This window comes from Paracoccus marcusii, assembly GCF_006151785.1.
Lineage (GTDB): Bacteria > Pseudomonadota > Alphaproteobacteria > Rhodobacterales > Rhodobacteraceae > Paracoccus > Paracoccus marcusii.
The window spans coordinates 1-20,820 of the sequence record NZ_VDDD01000062.1 but is presented as its reverse complement, the minus strand read 5'-3'; the positions used below and the strand labels follow the sequence as shown (position 1 = coordinate 20,820).

Below are 20,820 nucleotides of genomic sequence, written 5' to 3'. Positions count from 1 at the left end.
CGCGTCGCGCGGCGGGTTCGGCGGGTCCAGCGCGGGGCGCAGCATCGGCGGCTGAGGCCGGGCCGGCGCGTCCGTGACCGACGGACGACCGGCATCCGGTGCGGCACGGGTCAGCCCAGGTCCGCCGGATCGCCATGGGCGGGACGACAGGATCCTACCCAACCATGCCGGAACCAAATCGCCGCGCGGGCATTTGCATTGTCGAGCCCAACAATGCCGTCCGCGCGACAGGAGATCCGCATGAAAGCCCTTACCCCCCTTGCCGCGCTGCTGATCGGCCTCGGTGGCGCCGCCGGTGCCCAGGACATCACCGTGTCCTCCAAAATCGACACCGAGGGTGGCCTTCTGGGCAACATGATCCTGCTGGCGCTGCAGGACGCGGGCCTGCCGGTGCAGGACCGCCTGCAGCTGGGAGGCACGCCGATCATGCGCGACGCGATCACCTCGGGGCAGATCGACATCTATCCGGAATACACCGCCAACGGCGCGTTCTTCTTCAACGAGGCCGACAGCGATGTCTGGAAGGATGCCGAAGCCGGCTACAAGCGCGTGGCCGAGCTGGATCTGGAACAGAACGATATCGTCTGGCTGCAACCCTCGCCCGCGAACAACACCTGGGCCATCGCGCTGCGCCAGGACGTCGCGACCGAAAACGACCTACAGACCATGACCCAGATGGGCGAATGGATCGCGGGGGGCGGCGACGTCAAGCTGGCGGCATCGACCGAATTTGTGACTTCGGCCGCGGCGCTTCCGGCGTTCCAGGAAACCTATGGCTTCACCATGAGCCCCGACCAGCTGGTGCAGCTGTCGGGCGGTGACACGGCCGCGACCATCGCGGCGGCGGCGCAGCAGACCTCGGGCGTGAACGCGGCGATGGTCTATGGCACCGATGGCGGCATCGCGCCCGCCGGTTTGGTCGTGATGGAGGACGACAAGGGCGTGCAGCCCGTCTATCAGCCCGCTCCAATCATCCGCGCCGAGGTTCTTGAGGCGCATCCGGAGATCCCCGACATCCTGGCACCGATCTTCTCGTCGCTTGACCTTGAGACCCTGCAGGAACTGAACGGCCGCATTCAGATCGGCGGCGAACCCGCCGCCACCGTCGCCCGCGACCACCTGACCCATGCGGGCTTTCTGGACTGATGCGCGCGCGGCTTGACCGGCCCGGCCTGCTGTTCGCGGTGATCGGGCTGGCCGGGCTGGCCCTGCCGCTGGTGCAGTTCAAGCCGAACCGCATCGTGCTGGGCGAGGGGCTGTCCCTGACCGCCTCTCTGCCCCAGGGACTGATCCTGACCGTGGCCTTGGCCGCGGTGCTGGTCGCGGGCTGCCTGCGCTGGCCGCCCGCGCTGCGCCTTGCCGCGGGAGCGGCGGCGCTGCTGGCGGTGCTGCTAGCCTTAGGTACGGCGGCGACGCATCTGACCCCGCCCGACAACACCCTGGCCCGCGTCGCGCCATCGGTCGGGTTCTGGCTGATGGCACTGGCGTTCGCCCTGATGCTGGCCGATGCGCTGGCGCGGATGAACCCGGCGCTGTGGCTACGCTGGCTGATTTTGGCCGGGGCGGTCGTCGCCATCGGCGCGATCCTGGGGTCGGGCGCGCTGGACGGAGTGTCCGTCATGCGCGAATACGCCGCCCGACAGGACATCTTCCTGCGCGAGGCGCGGGCGCATCTGACGCTGGCCTTTGGGTCACTGGCGCTGGCGCTGCTGATCGGGCTGCCGCTTGGGGTGGCGCTCTATCAAGCGCGGCGGCTAAGGGGGCCGGTTCTGTCGGTGCTGAATATCCTGCAGACGATCCCGTCGCTGGCGTTGTTCGGGGTGATGATCCCCGTCTTTGGATGGATCGCGGCCAATGTGCCCGGCGCCGCGCAGGCGGGGGTGGCGGGCATCGGCCTGTTCCCGGCGCTGGTCGCGCTGTTTCTCTATTCGCTGCTGCCGGTCGTGTCGAACACGCTGACCGGGCTGACCGGCGTGAACCCCGCCACGCGCGAGGCCGCGATCGGCCTGGGCCTGACGCGGGCGCAGCTGCTGGTGCAGGTGCTGATCCCGCTGGCTTTGCCGGTGCTGCTGGCGGCGGTGCGCATCGTGCTGGTCCAGAATATCGGGCTGGCGGTCATCGCCGGGCTGATCGGCGGCGGCGGCTTCGGTACCTTCGTCTTTCAGGGCCTGAACCAGACCGCGATGGATCTGGTCCTGCTGGGCGCCCTGCCCACCATCGCGCTGGCGCTGACCGCCGGCATCGCTCTTGATCTGCTGGTGCGTTCCAGCCGGAGGTCCGCATGATCGACATCCAGAACCTGACCCGAATCTATGACGGCCGCGCCGCGGTCGACGATGTCAGCCTGACGGTCGAACCCGGCCAGATCGCGGCGTTGGTCGGCACCTCGGGGTCGGGCAAGACGACGCTGTTGCGCATGATCAACCGCCTTGTCGAACCCAGCAGCGGTCGCGTGCTGATCGACGGGCAGGACACGCGCGAGGTCGCGCCCCATCTGCTGCGGCGCCGCATCGGCTATGCGATCCAGGGCCATGGGCTGTTCCCGCATCGCACCGTGGGCCAGAACATCGCCACCGTCCCGCGCCTGCTGGGCTGGGACCAAGCCGCGATCCGCGACCGGGTGGACGAGTTGCTGACGCTGTTCCAGATGGCGCCCGACCAGTTCCGCGACCGCATGCCCCATGAGCTGTCCGGCGGCCAGCAGCAGCGCGTGGGCGTGGCCCGTGCGCTGGCGGCGAAGCCCGACCTGCTGCTGATGGACGAGCCCTTTGGCGCGTTGGACCCGGTGATCCGCGCCAAGGCGCAGGCCGACCTGCGCGATATCCAGCGCCGGCTTGGCACCACGCTGATCCTGGTCACCCACGACATGGAGGAGGCGGTGACCTTGGGCGACCGCATCGCCGTCATGGACAAGGGCCGACTGGTCCAATACGCCCCCCCGTCCGAGATCCTGACCGCCCCCGCCACGCCCTTCGTCCGTGATCTGATCGGGCTGGATCAGCGACCCTTCCACCTGCTGTCCCTGACCCCGGCCCATGCCCTGGCGCGCGAGGGCCAAGCCGACGGCCCCGCCCTGCCGCGCGAGGCGACCCTGCGCGACGCGCTGGCCGAATGCCTGTGGAGCGGGCGCGACGCCCTGCCGGTCGAAGGCGGCGGCGTCATCACCTTGGCTGCCCTGCGCGCCCAGGCCGCCCCGCAGGCGCGGGCGGCGGAATGATCGGACGCATCCTGCTGGTCATGGCCGCGGTTCTGCTGCTGGCCTTCCTGATCGCGCCGGGCTGGTTCGCGCCGGTCTTTCAACCCTTCACCCGCAACAACGCGCCCGCGATCTATACCCAGACCCCGCTCTGGTCGCTGACCCTGTCGCATCTGGCGCTGGTCGGGCTGGCGGTCATCGCCTCGACCGTGGTGGCGCTGGTGCTGGCGGTGCTGGTGACGCGGCCCGCGGGGCGCGAGTTCCTGCCCTTGGCGCGCACGATCACCAGCGTGGGCCAGACCTTTCCGCCCGTGGCTGTGCTGGCACTGGCCGTGCCGATCATGGGGTTCGGCGCCGGGCCGACCCTGGTGGCGCTGTTCCTCTACGGCCTTCTGCCGGTGTTCGAGAACACGCTGGCAGGCCTGACCACCCAGCCCGCCAACGTGGCCGAGGCTGCGCGCGGCATGGGCCTGACCCATCGCCAGCGGCTGTGGCAGGTCGACCTGCCGTTGGCCCTGCCGGTGGTCCTGGGGGGAATGCGGCTGACGGCTGTGATCTCGCTTGGCACGGCCACGATCGGCTCGACCGTCGCGGCCCGCACCCTGGGCGAGGTGATCATCGCGGGGCTGCTGTCGTCGAACACGGCCTTCGTCCTGCAAGGCGGGCTTGTCGTCGGCATCATCGCAGTGCTGATCCACGAAGGCTTTCAGGCGCTGGAACGGATCGCCGCCCGCCGCACCGGCCTGGACCGCTAGCGTCCCCGCAACGCCGCGGACAGCGCGCCCGTCACAGGCAACGCGTCGTCGAACCGGATCCCCGCCTCGATATGGCGCAGGTGCGTATCCAGCAAGGACAGGGCCCGCCCCTCGTCCCGCGCGGCGATGGCCGCGACGATGTTCGCATGCTCATCCTCGGCGCACAGCGTGGCGTGGCCCTGGGCGTACAGGCCGATGATCAGCGACGACCGCATCGTCAGCTCGTCCAGATAGCGGGTCAGCACCGGGTTGCGCCCGATCCGCGCCAACAGGATGTGAAACCCGCGCGACAGGCGGATGGCGGCGGGGCGGTTGTCCTGCCCGCGGGCCGCATCCTCGGCCGCCAGATGCGCCTGCAGGTCGGCCAGGTCCTGCGCGTCGGCCAGCCGGACGGCATTGCGGCAGATCGTCGTCTCGATCGCACGGCGCGCCTGAAAGACGTCGCGCGCATCCTGTGGGGTGGGCGTCGCGACATAGGCGCCGCGATTGGGCAGGTGATCCACGACCTGCCAGCCGGTCAGCATCGACAGCGCACGCCGCACATGGGCGCGGTTGCAGGCAAAGATATCCGACAGCGCCTGTTCGCCCAGCTTGGTCCCCGCGCGCAGCCGCTGATCGGCGATGGCGTCCAGGATGCTGTCCACGATCATTGTTTCCAAGGGCTTGTCCATGGTTTCCAATTTGCACCTTCCTTGGGCCTTCGCAACATTGTTCCGCCCGGAAAGACGGCAGAAAAATATGATTATAGATTGTTAACAATTCGTGGTAACAATAGGGCGACTCAGGAACACGGAGACGCCAATGAAGCTGGTCGTGATCAACCCCAACTCCACTGCATCGATGACCGACAAGATCCTGGCATCGGCCCGCGCGGTGGCCGCCCCCGGCACTAATGTCGAGGGCCGTACCGCCCATGGCGCCCCCGCCAGCATCGAGGGCCATTTCGACGAGGTGATGTCCGCCGCCCACCTGCTGCGCGAGGTGCAGCAGGCCCAGGCCGAGGGCGCCGACGCCATCGTGGTCGCCTGTTTCGACGATCCCGCCATCGGTGCCTGCCGCGAGGTCGCGACCGGCCCCGTGCTGGGCATCTGCGAGGCGGGCATCAAGGCCGCCAGCATGATCGCCACGTCGTTCTCCATCGTCACCACCCTGCCCCGCTCCGTCCCGGTGATCGAGGAATTGGTGCGCAAGTACGGCCTTGACCACCAGTGCCGTCGCGTCCGGTCGGCGGAAATTCCGGTGCTGGCCCTGGAAGAGCCCGGATCGAATGCACGGCAGCTGGTTCGTGCCGAAATCCTGCGCGCCATCGAGGAGGACCGCTGCGAAGCCGTCGTTCTGGGATGCGCCGGCATGTCCGACCTGACCGAATGGCTGAGCCACGAGACGGGGATTCCCGTCATCGACGGCGTGACCGTCGCCACCAAGTTCGCCGAGGCGCTGGTCGGCGCCGGGCTGCTGACCTCCAAGATCGGGGCCTATGCGCACCCGATCCAAAAATAAGAAACCCGCCATCTCCATACAGGGAGTATCCCCATGACCCATACCGGAACGATCGCCGATCACGCCCCACATGCCCTGGACGACAAAAGACCGGGCGAGGAGAGCCTTGCCCCGCAGACCACCCGCATCATGGACCCCTGGTCCTACCTGTTCGCTTGGCTGGGCGGCTGCGTCAGCATCGGCACCTTCACCGTCGGATCGGGGCTGGTGGGCACGCTGAACCTGATCCAGACCGTCGTGGCCATCGCCATCGGCTGCACGGTCATCGGCCTTGCGCTGATGATCAACGGGCGCGCGGGCCACAAGTACGGCATCCCCTTCATGGTGCAGGCCCGGTCGTCCTTCGGCTTTGCCGGGACGCGGCTGCCCGCGCTGGTGCGATCGGTCCCGGCGATCGTCTGGTACGGCTTTCAAAGCTGGATCGGCGCCGGCGCCCTGAACTTGGTGTCCGAGACAATGTTCGGCTACTCCAACATCTGGGTGTTTTTCATAGGCTTCCAGTTCCTGCAGATCGCCCTGTCTGTGCTGGGTTTCCACGGCATCAAGTGGCTGGAGAACATCGGCGCCGTATTCATCATCGGCGCGCTGATCTACATGTTCTTCAGCGTGATCGGGCAGTATGGCGACCAGATCAGCACCAACCTGATCCAGGCCGAAGGCACCTGGGGCGCGCCGTTCTGGGGGGCCACGATGCTGTTCCTGGGCGTCTATTCCACGATGATGCTGAACGTGTCGGACTATTCGCGCGAATTGCAGCACCGCGTGGGATCGGTGCGGCAGGTGGTGATCTATGCCAACTCGATCCTGCCCGCGACGCTGTTCATGGGGATGATCGGCCTGATGGTGTCCTCGGCCACCGGAGAGGTCGACCCGATCAAGGTCTTCTCCAGCGCGGTGGACAACCCGATCCTGCTGGTGGTGACGCTCCTGTTCATCGCCTTCGCGCAGGTGACGACCAACATCCTGAACAACGTGGTGCCGCCCGCCTATGCGATGATGGACGTGTTCAAGCTGTCGTTCAAATCGGCCGCCGTCATCGTGGGCCTTCTGGCCTTCGCGACCTTCCCCTGGCTGCTGGTGCGCGACGAATCCGCGGCGGGGCTTGGGCTGTTCATCCAGACCTACAGCGCCTTCCTGGGGCCGATCTTCGCGATCCTGGTGGTCGACTATTACGTGATCCGCCGCCAGACCCTGAACCTTGACCACCATTACGATGCCGACGGCCCCTATCGCGGCTGGAACCCGGCGGCGGTCATCGCGACCGTGGTGGGCGTGATCGTCGCGCTGATCTTTTCGGGCATCAGCTGGTATGCCAGCCTGATCCCGGCGGGGGTCACCTATTGGCTGCTGATGCAGTACCTGCCATCGGCACAGCGCTTCCGCGCCTGACAGGAAAAAGGCCCCCGGTGACGGGGGCCTTTCGCATCATGCGGGCACGACCGGCACCGCGTGCCAGATGTCGCGCATGTATCCCCGGATCGTCCGGTCGGACGAGAAGAACCCCGACCGCGCGATGTTCAGGGCCGCCATCCGGTCCCAGGCCGCATGATCGGCATAGGCCCGGTCCACCGCCCGCTGCGTCGCGAAATAGCTGTCGAAATCGGACGCGACCAGGAACGGGTCGTCGTTCCAGGTCCGGTCCAGCAGCGTGTAATAGCTGTCGGCCCGGCCGAACTGACCTTCGGCGATCAGCTGCAGGGCGATCTTCATGTCCTCGGACGCCTCGATCGCGGCGCGGGCATGGCCGGGGCGGGCCTTCTCGGCCGCGGCCTCCTCGGCGGTCAGGCCGAACAGGAAGAAGTTCTCGGGGCCCACATGCTCGCGGATCTCGACGTTGGCGCCGTCCAGCGTGCCGATGGTCAGCGCGCCGTTCATGGTGAACTTCATGTTGCCGGTGCCCGACGCCTCCTTGCCCGCGGTGCTGATCTGTTCGGACAGATCGGCGGCGGGGATCAGGTCCTCGGCCATCGAGACGTTGTAATTCGGCGGATAGGCGATCTGCAGATATTTTGCCGTGACCGGGTCGTTGTTGATCTTGGCGGCCACGTCGTTGATCAGGTGGATCACCGACTTCGCCAGCCAGTATCCCGGCGCCGCCTTTCCGCCGAAGATCTTGACGCGGGGCGTCCAGTCGCCGTTCGGGCTGTCATGGATGCGCTTCCACAGGGCGATCGCCTCCAGCACGTTCAGCAGCTGGCGCTTGTATTCGTGGATGCGCTTGATCTGGACGTCGAAGATCGCGTCCGGGTCGGCCTTGACGCCCAGCCCCGCCAGCAACCCGTCGGACAGGGCGACCTTGTTGGCGCGCTTTGCGCCCCGCAGATGTTGCAGGAAGGTCGCGTCGCCGGCATGGGTTTCAAGTCCCGCCAGCTGGTCCAGGTCCTTGGTCCAGCCGGTGCCGATGGTGTCGTCCAGAAGCCGCGTCAGCGCCGGGTTCGACATGCGCAGCCAGCGGCGCGGGGTCACGCCGTTGGTCTGGTTCACGATCCGATCTGGGTGCAGCTTGTGCAGGTCGGCAAAGACCGTGTCCTTGACCAGATCGGTGTGCAGCGCGGACACGCCGTTCACGCGGCCCGCCATGATGAAGGCCAGTTCTCCCATGTGGACCTGGTCGCCATGCACGATGCCGATATGGGCGGGGCGGTTGGTGGTCTTGCGGTGATCCTCGTCGATCATCTGGATGATCTGCATGTGCCGGGGCAGCACGCGGCCCATCAGCCAGGTGGACCACCGCTCCAACGCCTCGGGCAGCAAGGTGTGGTTGGTATAGTTCAGCGTCCGCCGCGCCAGGTCCTGCGCGCGGTCGAAGGCCAGGCCATGCACGTCCATCAGCAGGCGGATCAGTTCGGGCCCGGCGATGGCGGGGTGGGTGTCGTTCAGCTGGATCGCGACCTTGTCTGGCAGGATCTCCAGGTCGCCATGTTCGGCCAGGAACCGTGCCAGGATGTCCTGCAACGCGGCCGAGGTCAGGAAATATTCCTGCTTCAGCCGCAATTCCTTGCCCGATTCCGTGGTGTCATCGGGGTAAAGAACGCGCGACAGCGTGCGGGCAAGCGCCTCGGGTTCGGCCGCAGCCGTGTGATCGCCCGCGTTGAAGCGCTTGAGGTCCAGCAGCGTCGTCGGATGCGCCCCCCACAGCCGCAGCGTGTTGGCCCAGTCCCCGCCCCAGCCGATGACCGGCGTGTCATAGGCACGCGCCACGACGCTTTCGCCCGGATGCCAGACGGCATGGCCGTCGACCGTGTCGACATGACCCTTGAACCCGATCTCGTAGCTGTAGTTGATGCGCACGAATTCCCACGGATGCGGCTGGTTCAGCCAATCCTCGGGGGTCTCGACCTGCTGGCCGCCCTCGAAGCGCTGGCGGAACAGGCCGTGCTCATAGCGGATGCCATAGCCGAAGGCCGGGCAGGACAGCGACGACAGCGATTCCAAGAAACACGCCGCCAAACGCCCCAACCCGCCGTTGCCCAAGGCCGCGTCGGGTTCGTCGTCCAGGATCACCTGCTCGTCCAGACCCAGCAGGGTCAGCGCCTCGCCCATGGCGGGCTCCAGGTTCAGGTTGATGATCGCATCGCCCAGGATGCGGCCGATCAGGAATTCCATCGACAGGTAATAGACCCGCTTGGCGCCCTGGTCGCGGGCGGCACGGATGGCGCCGACCCAGGGGCCGACCATCAGGTCGCGCACCGTATAGCTGACGGCAAGGCGCCAATCGAAAACGGTTGCGAATTCCGGGCCGCGGCCCTGGGTGTGGGTCAGGTGATGCAGGATCTGATCGCGCAGATCCTGTGCCGACAGGGATTGGGTCACATTCCGCCTCTTGCGCAGGGAAAAATCAGGACAACCAGACGCGGCCATAGGGTGGCAATGCCAGCATGTCGTCATGCAGCGTCACCGTCGCGTCCGACAGAATGTCGCGCATGTCCGTCACGCCTTGAAAGCGCAACCAGTCGCCGCTGACCTGTTGCCAGCTTTCCGTGAAGTTGAAAAGACACAGAATGCCGCCCTGGGGCGCGCGGCGTGCGAATGCCAGCAGCGCGGCGTTGCCGCAGTCCAGAATTTCGGTCGGATGCCCGCCATGCAGGCGGTCGCAGGACCGGCGCGCGGCCAGGATGGCGCGGGTGCCGTGCAGGACGCGGCCCTCGGGCGTGGCGGGGTCGGCGCTTGCGCGGGCGGCGCGGTCCCAGTCCATGGCGGGGCGGTTGATCCAGCGGCTGTCATGCGCATGCTCGGGTACGTCCAGATAGCCGTGGTCGTTCACCATCGCCAGTTCGTCCCCCATGTAGATCAGGGGGATGCCGCCGAAGGACGCGATCAGCGCATGGCCCAGCAGGATGCGGTCCACGGCCCGGTCGACCGCCAGCGGATCGCCCGCGGCCAGCCCGGCCTCCAGCCCAGCCAGTGCGGCAAAGCTGCCGGCAATGCGCTTGTCGCCGGTCTCGGGGTTCTCCTGGAACAGCACGCCGCGGGCGAAGCTGCCCGGATAGCTGCCGTCATAGAAATCTGACAGGAAGGCGCGATGCGCCGCCCCCGACAGGCCCAAGGCGCCCGCATCCTCATCCGTGATCGCCCATCCGATGTCGTCGTGACAGCGGATGTACGTTGCATAGGTCGCGTTCGTCAGCACGCGCGGGAAATGCGTGCGCAGCACATGTGTCATCAGCCGCGTGTCGCGCGTGGCCAAGGCTGACCAGTACTGGACCATCAGGCTGTTGTGATAGCAGAGGTTCCCCTCGCGCCCGTCATGTTCGCCGCGCCCGAAATAGGTCAGCATCTCGGCCGGGCCGACGATGGCCTCCTCCAGGTGGATCACCGCGCTGGCCGCGATCCGGGTGCATGCGCGCAAGGCGCGCAGGATCAGGTGGACTTCGGGCTGGGACTGGCAGGTGGTGCCCATGCGCTTCCACATGAAGGCCACCGCGTCCAGGCGCAGAACATCGACGCCCTTGTTGGCCAGGTTCAGCATGATCCGCACAATCTCCAGGAACACCCGCGGGTTGGCCCAGTTCAGGTCCCATTGATGGGCGTTGAACGTGGTCCAGACCCATTTGCCGAATTCGGGGTGATGGGTGAAGCTGCCCGGCGCGGTCTCGGGAAAGATCTCGATCAGCGACGCCTCATAGGCGCGGGGCAGCGTGTCGTCGTCGAACATCAGGTACATGTCCTGGTACTCCGGATCACCCGCCGCCGCGCGCCGCGCCCATTCGTGCTCCTGCGCGGTGTGGTTCAGCACCAGATCCACACACAGCGACATGCCCCGTTCGCGCAGGCTGCCCGCCAGCCGCGTCAGGTCGGCCATGCGCCCGAAGGCCGGGTTGATCTGGCGATAGTCCATCACCGAATAGCCGCCATCGCTGTCGCCCGGCCGCGGCATCAGGCAGGGCATCAGGTGGACATAGCTGATGCCCAGATCGCGCAGGTAATCCAGCCGGCCATGCACCCCGGACAGCGTCCCCGCAAAGCGGTCGATGTAGAAGACATAGCCCGCCATGCCAGACCGCTGGAACCAGTCGGGCTCCAGGTCGCGCATCAGGTCCAGGCGCTTCAGGTCGGCGGGGCGCGCGGCCCAGCCCTCGCGCAGCGCGGCCTCCAGCTCGGCGCAGAAGGCGTCGTAATCGGGGCGATCGCCGTACAGGCGTTCCAGCATGGGCCACAGGTCGGGCGCGCTGCGCGCGAGGCGCATGTCGAAGATCGAGGGGGCTTGGGTCATGATACGCTCGGGGTGGTCAGCACGAAGGCCGCGACGCTGTCGGCGGCGATGGGTTCAAGGTCCTGGGCAGGCAGGTCCGGGTCGTCGTCCCGCGCGCTGTCCAGGCGGCGGCGCCAGCGGCCATCGGGCGCGTCGGGCAGGCGGACCTGCGCCTCGGGGCCGTTGTTGAAGACCAGGAAGACCGCTCCCGGCAGGGCCGCATAGGCGGGCGTGCCGGATGCCATGCGCATCTCGGCCGCCAGCAGGCGGCAGTCGGGGTCGTTCCAGTCGTCGGGCGTCATCGGCGCGCCGTCGGCCCGGCGCCAGAACAGGTCAGGCAGCCCGTCCTGTTCGCGCGGCTGGCTGTGCAGGAAACGCTTCTGCCGCAGGATCGGATGCGCGCGCCGGAACGCGATGACGCGGCGCACGAAGTCCAGGAAGGCCGGGTCCGCGCCGTCCCAGTCGACCCAGCCCGTCGGGTTATCCTGGGCATAGGCGTTGTTGTTGCCGCCCTGGCTGTTTCCCAGCTCGTCGCCGGCCAGCAGCATGGGCGTGCCTTGGGACAGCATCAGCGTGGCGATCAGGTTGCGGCGGCGGCGGTCGCGCGCGGCGGTGATCGCGGGATCGTCGGTCGGGCCTTCGGCGCCCATGTTGTCGGACAGGTTGTGGTTGTGGCCGTCGCGGTTCTCCTCGCCGTTGGCCTCGTTGTGCTTGTCGTTGAAGCTGACCGTGTCCATCAGCGTGAAGCCGTCATGGGCGGCCACGAAATTCACCGAACTGGTCGCGGGGCGACCGTCATGGTCGAACCGCGCGGCCGATCCCGCCACCCGCTTGGCAAGCTTGCCGATCAGGCCCTGATCGCCCCGCCAGAACCCGCGGATCTGGTCGCGATAGCGGTCGTTCCATTCGGCAAAAGGCGCGGGATAGGCGCCCAGCTGATAGCCCCCTGACCCGATGTCCCAGGGTTCCGCGATCAGCTTGATGCGGTTCAGGACCGGGTCCTGGCGGATGGCACGAAACAGCGGCGCGTCGCGGTCGAACACGCCGCGCGTGCGCCCCAGCACGGATGCCAGGTCGAAGCGGAACCCGTCCACATGCATCACCTCGACCCAGTAGCGCAGCGAATCCATGACCAGCCGCAGCGTGAAGGGGCTGTCCAGGTTCAGCACGTTGCCGGTGCCCGCATCGTTGACATAGAACCGCCGATCCTCGGCCAGGCGGTAATAGGACGCGTTGTCCAGCCCGCGGAACGACAGGGTCGGGCCCAGTTCGTTGCCTTCGGCGGTGTGGTTGTAGACGACGTCCAGGATCACCTCGATCCCGACCTTGTGGAACCGTGCGACCATCTGCTGGAATTCGGCGATGTCGCCCGTCTGCATGTAGCGCGGTTCCGGCGCGAAGAACCCATAGGACATGTAGCCCCAGAAATTCGTCAGCTTCCTGTCGGTCAGAAAGCGGTCGTCGGCAAAGGCATGGACGGGCAGCAGCTCGATCGCGGTGACGCCAAGCCGCGTCAGGTGATCCAGGACGGGTTCGGACGCCATCGCCAGATAGCTGCCGCGATGCCCGATATCGGTGCGCCCTGCGGTCAGTCCCTTGACATGCGCCTCATAGATCACCGTCTCCGACAGGGGCCGGTGCAGGGCACGGTCGTCGCCCCAGGCGAAGCTGGGGTCCACGACCACCGACTTCGGCATGTGCTGCGCGCTGTCGCGGCGGTCGAAGGACAGGTCGGCATCGTGGTGCCCGACCCGGTATCCCATCAGCGCGTCATGTGCGGCGGGCCGTCCCGTCAGCCGCTTGGCATAGGGGTCGATCAACAGCTTGCGCGCGTTGAAGCGATGCCCTTCGTGGGGGCGATAGGGGCCGTGCATCCGAAAGCCGTATTTCTGGCCGGGGCGCAACCCCTCGACATGGCCGTGCCAGACATGGCCCTCGCGTTCGGGCAGATCGACCCGCGTCTCTCGGTTGCGTTCGTCGAACAGGCACAGCACGGCGCGTTCGGCATGCTGAGAGAACACCGCAAAGTTCACCCCCGCGCCGTCGAAGGTCGCACCCAGGGGCGTGGGGCGCCCTGCGGTCATCGCGATGGTCTGGGTCATGACGGATGGGTCAGCCTTGCATAGAGATCGGCATAGGCACGGGCCGACTGCCCCCACCCGACGGGATGGGCCATGGCGTTGGCCTGCATCCGGGACCAGGTGTCCCGGTCCGCGTAAAGGGTCGCCAGCCGCATCAGCGCCCCGCGCAGCGCCACCGCCGTGACGGGCGCGAACTGGATGCCCGTGGCGACGCCGCGCGCCAGCCCCGCGGGGGAGGCGTTGATGACCGTGTCGGCCAGCCCGCCGGTCAGCGCGACGACCGGGATGGTGCCATAGCGCAGTCCGTACATCTGCGTCAGCCCGCAGGGTTCGAACCGCGACGGCACCAGGATCGCGTCCCCCCCGGCGATCAGCCGATGAGAGAACGCCTCGTCATAACCGATGCGCACGGCCACGTTGGGGTTCGCCGCCGCCTGCCGGAACGCCTGTTCCAAGCCCGGATCGCCCGACCCCAGGACCGCCAGCTGACCGCCCGCCGCCATCAGCGCGGGCAGCGTCTCCAGCACCAGGTCCAAACCCTTCTGATGGGTCATCCGCGACACGATCACGCAAAGCGGCCCCTCCGCCTGCGGCAGGCCCAGCTCCGCCTGCAACGCGGCCTTGGCGGCGGCCTTGCCCGCCGGGTCGGCGAAAGGAACGATAGCCGGGTCGGTCGCGGGGTCCCAGGCCTGTTCGTCGATGCCGTTCAGGATGCCGGTCAGGGCGGCCTGCCGGTGGCGCATGACCCCGTCCAGCCCCATGCCGAATTCGGGCGTCATCAATTCGTCAGCATAGCTGGGCGACACGGTGGTCAGCGCGTCCGCGCCCATCAGCCCGGCCTTCAGCGCCGAGATGCCGCCCCAGAACTCGTATCCCTCGCTGTAGAACCGCGCGGGGTCCAGGCGCAGCGAATGCAGCCGCCCCGGATCGGTCGACCCGGTGAAGGCGATGTTGTGGATGGTCAGCACCGTCCGCACATCGGCCCCGCCCATGCGCGGCAGGTATTCGGTCATGAAGCCCGCCTGCCAGTCGTGACCGTGCAGCACCTGGGGGCGCCATCCGGTCGCGCCATGGGCCGCGACATGCGCGCCCACCCAGGACAGCGCGGCAAAGCGTTCCGGGTTGTCCGGCCAGTCGCGCCCGTCGGGGCCCAGATAGGGGTTGCCGGGGCGGCCATACAGATGGGGTGCGTCGATCACCAGCAGGTCCAGCCCCGCGCCCCGCCCCTGCAGCAGGACCGCGGGCCCGCCGAACAGGTCGTCGAAGGCATGAACGGCCTCGGCTTCCTGCAGTGCGGCCATCACCGCCGGATAGCCGGGGACCAGGCTGCGCATGTGGACGCCCACGCCCGCCAGGGCGGCGGGCAACGCGCCCGTGACGTCGGCAAGCCCCCCGGTCTTGACCAGGGGGGCGATCTCGGAGGCGACCGACAGCACCCGTATCACAGGGATGCCGCCCGCCGGTCCAGCATGTCCTGGGTGATCAGGGTCACGCCGCCCTCGCTGACGCGGAACCAGCGGGCATCGGCATCGGGGTCCTCTCCGACGATCAGGCCCTCGGGGATGACCACGCGGCTGTCGATCACGACGTTGCGCAGCCGGGCATGGCGGTTCACTGTCACGTAGGGCAGCACCACAGCGTGATCCAGGACCGCATAGCTGTTCGTGTGCACCTCGGTGAACAGCAGCGAATTGCGCACCTCGGTCCCCGAGATGATGCAGCCCCCGGACACCATCGACGACACGGCAAGGCCGCGGCGGTCGGTCTCGTCATGGATGAACTTGGCGGGCGGCACGCTTTCGGAATAGGTCCAGATCGGCCAGTCGCGGTCCCACAGGTTCAGGTCCGGGGTAAAGTCGGTCAGCGCGATGTTGGCCTGCCAGAAGGCGTCGACCGTGCCCACGTCCTTCCAATAGGCCGGCGCATGCGCCTCGCGCACGCAGGACGTGTCGAACCGATGCGCCATCGCCTTGCCGTTCTTGACGATATCGGGGATCAAGTCGGTGCCGAAATCGTGGCTGGAATTGGGGTCCTGCGCATCGCGCAGCAGCAGGTCGCGCAGGAAGGCCCAGTTGAAGACATAGATGCCCATCGAGGCCAGCGCCTTGTCCGGCTCGCCCGGCATGGCGGGCGGATCGGCGGGCTTCTCCAGGAAGGACACGATCCGACCCGTGGCGTCCACGTCCATCACGCCAAAGGCCGTGGCCTCCATCCGGGGCACGGTCAGGCAGCCCACGGTGACGTCCGCGCCGCTTTCGACATGCTCGCGCAGCATGATCTCGTAGTCCATCTTGTAGATGTGGTCGCCCGCCAGGATGACGATGTAATCGACGTCGTAATCGTCCACGATGTCGATGTTCTGGGTGACCGCATCGGCCGTGCCGCGGTACCAATGGTCCTCGGACGTGCGCTGGCTGGCGGGCAGGATGTCCAGGAACTCGTTGCGTTCGGCCCGGAAGAAGTTCCAGCCGCGCTGGCAATGCCGGATCAGGCTGTGGGCCTTGTACTGCGTGGCGATGGCGATCTTGCGGATGCCGGAGTTCATCGCGTTCGACAGGGCAAAGTCGATGATGCGGGTCTTGCCGCCGAAATAGACGGCGGGCTTGACGCGCCGGTCGGTCAACTCTCTCAGGCGGCTGCCGCGGCCCCCCGCCAGCACGAAGGCCATCGCGCGGCGCGTCAGCCGTTGCGTTTCGACCATGGTTCTCTCCTCCCTCATGAAATCAGCCCTCGGCCACGAAGATCACGACCGACAGCGGCGGCAGCGTGACCGCCATGGACGCGGGCTGGCCATCCTGAGCCGCACCATCGGCCAGGACCCCGCCCAGATTGCCCATGCCGCTGCCGCCATAGATCGCGGCATCGGTGTTCAGCGCCTCGCGCCAGCGCCCCGCCTGCGGCACGCCGATGCGGAAATCGGGGCGCGGCACGGGGGTGAAGTTGCAGACCACCACCACCGGCGGATCGCCCGCATCCCCGCGCCTGATCCAGGCATAGGTCGATTGCGCGGGATCGGTCGCGATCCACTGGAACCCCTCGGGCTCGGCATCCTTGACATGCAGCGCGGGCGTGCCGCGATAAAGCCCGTTCAGGTCGCGCACCAGCGCCTGCACGCCCTGATGCATCGGCTGGCTGGCGGCGTGCCAGTTCAGCTCGCCGTTGTGGTTCCATTCCTCGGGTTGGCCGAACTCGCAGCCCATGAACAGCAGCTTTTTCCCCGGATGCCCCCACATGAAGCCGTAATAGGCGCGCAGGTTGGCGAATTGCTGCCATTCGTCGCCGGGCATCTTGTGCAGCAGGCTGCCCTTGCCGTGAACGACCTCGTCATGGCTGATCGGCAGGATGAAGTTCTCGCTGAAGGCGTACATCAGCCCAAAGCTCATCAGGTCGTGGTGATAGCGGCGGTGGACCGGATCGCGGCTCATGTAGCGCAGGGTGTCGTTCATCCAGCCCATGTTCCACTTGAAGCCAAAGCCCAGCCCCCCCGCATCGACCGGGGCCGACACCTTGGGGAATGACGTGCTCTCCTCGGCCACGGTCATGATGCCGGGCTGTTCGCCGTAAGCCTCGATGTTCATGTTCTGAAGGAACGCGATCGCCTCATAGTTCTCGCGCCCGCCATCCTTGTTCGGAACCCATTCGCCGGCCTTGCGGGAATAGTCGCGGTACAGCATCGACGCCACCGCATCCACGCGCAGCCCGTCGATATGGTATTCGTCCAGCCAATAGACGGCGTTCGCGGTCAGGAAATTCTGCACCTCGATCCGGCCATAGTTATAGATCAGGGTGTTCCAGTCCTGATGAAACCCCTCGCGCGGGTCGGCATGTTCGTAAAGCTCCGTCCCGTCGAAGCGGGCCAGGCCATGCGCGTCGGTCGGGAAATGCCCCGGCACCCAGTCCAGCAGCACCCCCAGCCCCGCCTGGTGCGCCGCATCGACCAGGTCGCGGAACTCATGCGGCGGACCGAAGCGGATCGTCGGCGCATAAAGGCCCACCGGCTGATAGCCCCATGACCCGTCAAACGGAAATTCGCTGACCGGCATCAGCTCCAGATGGGTGAAGCCCATGTCCTTGGCATAGGCGACCAGATCCCGCGCCATCTCCTGATAGGAGAGCGGCCGCCCGCCATCGTCGTACTTGCGCCGCCAGCTGCCCGGATGGACCTCATAGATGCTGATGGGGGCGCGGCGATCCTGCGCCCGCGCGCGCCGCGCCATCCATTCGGCGTCCTTCCAGCCATAGCCGGTGATGTCGCGCACCACACTGGCCTTCTCGGGCGGATGCTGGCTGCCGAAACCCACCGGGTCGGCCTTCAGCATCACCCCGCCATGGGCGTCCAGAACCTCGTACTTGTAGAGGGTGCCCTCACCCAGGCCGGGCAGGAAGATCTCCCAGAACCCCTGGCCCACGCGGCGCATCGGATGACGCCGGCCGTCCCACCCGTTGAACTGGCCCACGACCGACACCCGCCGCGCATTGGGCGCCCAGACCGCAAAGCGGGTCCCTGCGACGCCCTGATGGGTGGTCACATGCGCGCCCAGCACCTGCCACAGCCGCTTGTGCGTGCCTTCGGCCAGCAGGTGCAGGTCCATCTCGCCCAGCACGGGCGCGAACCGATAGGGGTCGTCAAAGGTCCATTCGACGCCGCCGCCCGACCGGGCCTTCAGCCGATAGGGACCGGCCGGGATCGGGCCGGCGAACAGATCGCCCGCCACGCGCGGCAGATCCGTCTCTCCATCGGGCCCCACGGCCGACAGTGCGGCCAGGTCGGGGTGATAGACGGTCAGCCACTGACCGTCGCCGAACGGGCGCGGTCCCAGAATTGAAAACGGTTGCGAACATCGCCCCTGGGCCAGCAGGGCCTGATCTTCGGGGCTAACATGCGGAGGATTCTTGCTTTTGTCCATGCGGCCCACCTTAGCCCGATCACAGATTCGGGCAATCGTCTGGTTAACGCTAACACCTCCTTTTTGATCCCGCTATAGTCATCCGCGACGACAGGATTTTCCGGAAAGGTATCGATGATGGCGGAATGGTGGCGCGACGCGGTGATCTATCAGATCTATCCCCGCAGTTTTCAGGACAGTGACGGCGACGGCATCGGCGACCTGCCGGGCATCACGCGCCGGCTGGACCATGTGGCGGGCCTTGGTGTGGATGCGATCTGGCTGTCGCCCTTCTTCACCTCGCCGCAGAAGGACATGGGCTATGACGTGTCCGACTATACCGGCGTCGACCCGCTGTTCGGCAGCATGGCCGATTTCGACGCGATGGTCGCCCGTGCGCACGCCCTGGGCCTGAAGGTCATCATCGACCAGGTCATCAGCCATTCCAGCGACAAGCATCCCTGGTTCGAGGAGAGCCGCCGCGACCGCACCAACCCCAAGGCCGACTGGTATGTCTGGGCCGACCCCAAGCCCGACGGCACCCCGCCCACGAACTGGCCCTCCGTCTTCGGCGGCCCGGCCTGGGAATGGGAGCCGCGCCGGCGCCAGTACTACCTGCACAACTTCCTGATCGAGCAGCCCGACCTGAACATGTGGAACCCCGCGGTCCAGGACGCCCTGCTGGACACGATGCGATTCTGGCTGGATCGCGGCGTCGACGGGTTCCGGCTGGACACGGTCAACTACTACTTCCACGACGCCAAGCTGCGCGACAACCCGCCCAATCCCGACCACAAGGGCCCCGAGACCTACGGCTTTCAGCGCCACGTCCATTCCAAGAACCAGCCCGAGAACATCGCCTTCCTGGAACGCATGCGCGCGCTGACCGATGAATACGACGCCCGCATGATGGTCGGAGAGGTCGGCGACGGCGGCCAGACCGCCATCGACATCATGGGCGATTACACCCAGGGCGATGACCGCCTGCACATGTGCTACAGCTTCGAGATGCTCAGCCCCGACTTCACCGCGCGCCATTTCCGGCACACGATCGAGGGCGTGCACGATCATGCCCCCGACAGCCATTCCTGCTGGTCCTTCTCGAACCACGACGTGATCCGGCACGTGTCCCGTTGGGCCGACCATGCGCAATCCCCCGAGGCGCTGGCACGGCAGGCGGCGGCGATGCTGCTGTCCTTCCCCGGCACGATCTGCCTCTATCAGGGAGAGGAGCTGGGCCAGACCGAGACGACCCTGGTCTATGAGGAACTGACCGACCCCCCCGCCCTGCGCTTCTGGCCCGAGGTCAAGGGCCGCGACGGCTGCCGCACGCCGATGGTCTGGGATCAGGGCGAACCGCATGCGGGGTTCTCGGACGCGGCGCCTTGGCTGCCGGTCAAGGACGACCAGGCGGTCCGCGCCGTAGCGCATCAGCAGAACAGCAACGACAGCGTGCTGGCCGCCTATCGCGGCACGATCGCCTTCCGCAAGGCGTCCGATGCGCTGCGCTTCGGCGAGACCGCCTTCCTGGACATGCCCGAACCGATCCTGGCCTTCCGCCGCGACCATGACGGGCGGGCGCTGACGGCGGTGTTCAACCTGTCGCGCACGCCCCTGTCGGTGGCGATCGCGGGCGATACCGGCCTCAGCGGCCCGGTCAACGCCACGCTGGAGGGCGGCACGCTGCACCTGCCGGCGAACGGCTTCGCCTGGCTGACGGGTGCGCCGGCGCTGACCGCCTAAGATACGGGTGGCTGGGGCCTCAGGGCTCCGGCCGCCGCCACACGAACAGGGCCAGCCCCAGATAGATCCCCGCGGCCCCGAACAGCATGGCCCAGGCAGGACTGCCCGACCACAGCTCCAGCCCCGCCCAGATCAGCGGCAGGATCACGCAGATCACCCGCACCCACAGCGGACGAAAGAACGGCGCATCGGGATCGACCAGCTTCATGGCACACCTTCCAGGGGCTTGGGGGGGCGGGGGGTCCGGGGGGCTGGCCCCCCGGCCGTCGCGGGACGCACCAGGCCGCGCTGCCATGGCGGGTCCTCGGCAAAGGCCGCCGCGATGTGATCGACGAAAGCGCGCGTCTTGCGGGGCAGCGGCCGGATCGGCGGCCAGACCACGCTGATCGGCAGCGGATCCTGCGCCAGGTCCGGCAGCACCTGCACCAGCCGCCCGTCGCGCAGCGCGTCATGGACGATGAACAGCGGCAGCAGCGCCAGGCCCAACCCGCCGATGGCCAGATCGCGCATCGCCTCGCCGTTGTTGGCCGACACCCGGCTCTGCCGGGGCGGCGCGACCTGGGCGCCAAAGGGCCAGATCTCGGCCAGCCGCGCGTTCAGGTATCCGATGACCTCGTGCCCCGCCAGATCGCCGGGCGCCCCGACCGCGCCGTGCTGCGCCAGGTAATCGGGACTGGCCACCAGGGCGCGCGGATCCTCGCACAGGCGGCGCGCCATCAGGCTGCTGTCCTTCAGATGCCCGATGCGCAGCCCCAGATCGAACCCCGCCCGCCCCAGGTCCATATGCCGGTCATCGTAATCCAGCACGATCTCCAGCCCCGGATGGGCGCGCGCGAAACCCGCGATCACCGGGCCCAGGTGGCGGATGCCGAAACTCATCGGCGCCGCGATGGCCAGCCGCCCGCGCAGCGCGGCCTCGGGCGCGGCGGCGCTTTCGGTGGCGGCGACCAGTTCGGCCAGCGCCGGG

At 67.5% G+C, this 20,820-nt stretch carries 16 protein-coding genes; 7 read left to right on the top strand and 9 right to left on the bottom strand.

All coding sequences use genetic code 11. The features are described from left to right. The first annotated feature begins 240 nt into the window (after window positions 1-240). From osmF to FHD68_RS10860, 4 genes are read left to right on the top strand one after another with little or no spacing between them, the layout of a single operon-like run. Window positions 241-1,146: a glycine betaine ABC transporter substrate-binding protein OsmF gene (osmF, locus tag FHD68_RS10875; RefSeq protein WP_127897669.1), complete on the top strand. Its 906-nt coding sequence runs from the start codon at window positions 241-243 to the stop codon at window positions 1,144-1,146. After that, the gene (locus tag FHD68_RS10870) at window positions 1,146-2,285 is read left to right on the top strand and encodes an ABC transporter permease (RefSeq protein ID WP_127897668.1); all 1,140 of its coding nucleotides are present in this window, start codon (window positions 1,146-1,148) and stop codon (window positions 2,283-2,285) included. The genes osmF and FHD68_RS10870 overlap by 1 nt, the downstream gene beginning before the upstream one ends. Next, the gene (locus FHD68_RS10865) at window positions 2,282-3,217 is read left to right on the top strand and encodes an ABC transporter ATP-binding protein (RefSeq protein WP_127897667.1); all 936 of its coding nucleotides are present in this window, start codon (window positions 2,282-2,284) and stop codon (window positions 3,215-3,217) included. Before FHD68_RS10870 ends, FHD68_RS10865 begins: the two co-directional genes overlap by 4 nt. Further along, on the top strand, window positions 3,214-3,951 hold the full coding sequence (locus FHD68_RS10860; protein ID WP_127897666.1) for an ABC transporter permease: 738 nt from the start codon (window positions 3,214-3,216) through the stop codon (window positions 3,949-3,951). Before FHD68_RS10865 ends, FHD68_RS10860 begins: the two co-directional genes overlap by 4 nt. On the opposite strand, the gene FHD68_RS10855 is transcribed toward FHD68_RS10860, so the two are convergent. Continuing rightward, window positions 3,948-4,622 carry a GntR family transcriptional regulator gene (locus FHD68_RS10855; RefSeq protein WP_127897665.1) on the bottom strand — a complete coding sequence of 225 codons (675 nt, stop codon included), beginning with the start codon at window positions 4,620-4,622 and terminating at the stop codon, window positions 3,948-3,950. The genes FHD68_RS10860 and FHD68_RS10855 overlap by 4 nt on opposite strands. Window positions 4,623-4,752: 130 nt before the next feature. Between FHD68_RS10855 and FHD68_RS10850 the strand changes: the two genes are divergently transcribed. Both FHD68_RS10850 and FHD68_RS10845 read left to right on the top strand, forming a co-directional pair. Next, the gene (locus tag FHD68_RS10850) at window positions 4,753-5,451 is read left to right on the top strand and encodes an aspartate/glutamate racemase family protein (RefSeq protein WP_127897664.1); all 699 of its coding nucleotides are present in this window, start codon (window positions 4,753-4,755) and stop codon (window positions 5,449-5,451) included. Between the two features lie 33 nt (window positions 5,452-5,484). Further along, the gene (locus tag FHD68_RS10845) at window positions 5,485-6,840 is read left to right on the top strand and encodes an NCS1 family transporter (protein WP_045981559.1); all 1,356 of its coding nucleotides are present in this window, start codon (window positions 5,485-5,487) and stop codon (window positions 6,838-6,840) included. Between the two features lie 36 nt (window positions 6,841-6,876). Here the strand turns inward: FHD68_RS10845 and FHD68_RS10840 are convergent, their stop codons facing one another. From FHD68_RS10840 to glgB, 6 genes are read right to left on the bottom strand one after another with little or no spacing between them, the layout of a single operon-like run. Continuing rightward, the gene (locus FHD68_RS10840) at window positions 6,877-9,312 is read right to left on the bottom strand and encodes a glycogen/starch/alpha-glucan phosphorylase (protein ID WP_127897663.1); all 2,436 of its coding nucleotides are present in this window, start codon (window positions 9,310-9,312) and stop codon (window positions 6,877-6,879) included. Then, window positions 9,290-11,164, bottom strand: coding sequence for an amylosucrase (locus tag FHD68_RS10835; RefSeq protein ID WP_127897662.1), 1,875 nt, complete (start codon window positions 11,162-11,164; stop codon window positions 9,290-9,292). Before FHD68_RS10835 ends, FHD68_RS10840 begins: the two co-directional genes overlap by 23 nt. Further along, window positions 11,161-13,245, bottom strand: coding sequence for a glycogen debranching protein GlgX (glgX, locus tag FHD68_RS10830; protein WP_127897661.1), 2,085 nt, complete (start codon window positions 13,243-13,245; stop codon window positions 11,161-11,163). Before glgX ends, FHD68_RS10835 begins: the two co-directional genes overlap by 4 nt. Beyond that, window positions 13,242-14,669 carry a glycogen synthase GlgA gene (gene glgA / locus FHD68_RS10825; RefSeq protein WP_127897660.1) on the bottom strand — a complete coding sequence of 476 codons (1,428 nt, stop codon included), beginning with the start codon at window positions 14,667-14,669 and terminating at the stop codon, window positions 13,242-13,244. The genes glgX and glgA overlap by 4 nt, the downstream gene beginning before the upstream one ends. Continuing rightward, window positions 14,666-15,925: a glucose-1-phosphate adenylyltransferase gene (gene glgC / locus FHD68_RS10820; RefSeq protein ID WP_127897659.1), complete on the bottom strand. Its 1,260-nt coding sequence runs from the start codon at window positions 15,923-15,925 to the stop codon at window positions 14,666-14,668. The genes glgA and glgC overlap by 4 nt, the downstream gene beginning before the upstream one ends. Window positions 15,926-15,947: 22 nt before the next feature. Beyond that, on the bottom strand, window positions 15,948-18,131 hold the full coding sequence (gene glgB, locus FHD68_RS10815; protein ID WP_127897658.1) for a 1,4-alpha-glucan branching protein GlgB: 2,184 nt from the start codon (window positions 18,129-18,131) through the stop codon (window positions 15,948-15,950). A 117-nt stretch (window positions 18,132-18,248) separates the two neighbouring features. On the opposite strand from glgB, the gene FHD68_RS10810 reads away from it, so the two are divergent. Continuing rightward, window positions 18,249-19,853, top strand: a complete 1,605-nt coding sequence (locus tag FHD68_RS10810; RefSeq protein ID WP_127899263.1) for an alpha-glucosidase — start codon at window positions 18,249-18,251, stop codon at window positions 19,851-19,853. 19 nt (window positions 19,854-19,872) lie between these two features. Here the strand turns inward: FHD68_RS10810 and FHD68_RS10805 are convergent, their stop codons facing one another. Then, entirely contained in the window at window positions 19,873-20,061 is a 189-nt protein-coding gene (locus FHD68_RS10805; protein WP_127897657.1) for a hypothetical protein, read from the bottom strand. Next, a partial coding sequence (locus FHD68_RS10800) for a substrate binding domain-containing protein (RefSeq protein ID WP_139085706.1) occupies window positions 20,058-20,820 on the bottom strand: 763 nt, incomplete at its 5' end. The genes FHD68_RS10800 and FHD68_RS10805, both read right to left, overlap by 4 nt.

Coding starts and splice junctions, on each gene's coding strand:
- osmF (WP_127897669.1), top strand. CDS start 241: ATGAAAGCCCTTACCCCCCTTGCCGCGCTGCTGATCGGCCTCGGTGGC.
- FHD68_RS10870 (WP_127897668.1), top strand. CDS start 1,146: ATGCGCGCGCGGCTTGACCGGCCCGGCCTGCTGTTCGCGGTGATCGGG.
- FHD68_RS10865 (WP_127897667.1), top strand. CDS start 2,282: ATGATCGACATCCAGAACCTGACCCGAATCTATGACGGCCGCGCCGCG.
- FHD68_RS10860 (WP_127897666.1), top strand. CDS start 3,214: ATGATCGGACGCATCCTGCTGGTCATGGCCGCGGTTCTGCTGCTGGCC.
- FHD68_RS10855 (WP_127897665.1), bottom strand. CDS start 4,622: ATGGACAAGCCCTTGGAAACAATGATCGTGGACAGCATCCTGGACGCC.
- FHD68_RS10850 (WP_127897664.1), top strand. CDS start 4,753: ATGAAGCTGGTCGTGATCAACCCCAACTCCACTGCATCGATGACCGAC.
- FHD68_RS10845 (WP_045981559.1), top strand. CDS start 5,485: ATGACCCATACCGGAACGATCGCCGATCACGCCCCACATGCCCTGGAC.
- FHD68_RS10840 (WP_127897663.1), bottom strand. CDS start 9,312: ATGGCCGCGTCTGGTTGTCCTGATTTTTCCCTGCGCAAGAGGCGGAAT.
- FHD68_RS10835 (WP_127897662.1), bottom strand. CDS start 11,164: ATGACCCAAGCCCCCTCGATCTTCGACATGCGCCTCGCGCGCAGCGCG.
- glgX (WP_127897661.1), bottom strand. CDS start 13,245: ATGACCCAGACCATCGCGATGACCGCAGGGCGCCCCACGCCCCTGGGT.
- glgC (WP_127897659.1), bottom strand. CDS start 15,925: ATGGTCGAAACGCAACGGCTGACGCGCCGCGCGATGGCCTTCGTGCTG.
- glgB (WP_127897658.1), bottom strand. CDS start 18,131: ATGGACAAAAGCAAGAATCCTCCGCATGTTAGCCCCGAAGATCAGGCC.
- FHD68_RS10810 (WP_127899263.1), top strand. CDS start 18,249: ATGGCGGAATGGTGGCGCGACGCGGTGATCTATCAGATCTATCCCCGC.
- FHD68_RS10805 (WP_127897657.1), bottom strand. CDS start 20,061: ATGAAGCTGGTCGATCCCGATGCGCCGTTCTTTCGTCCGCTGTGGGTG.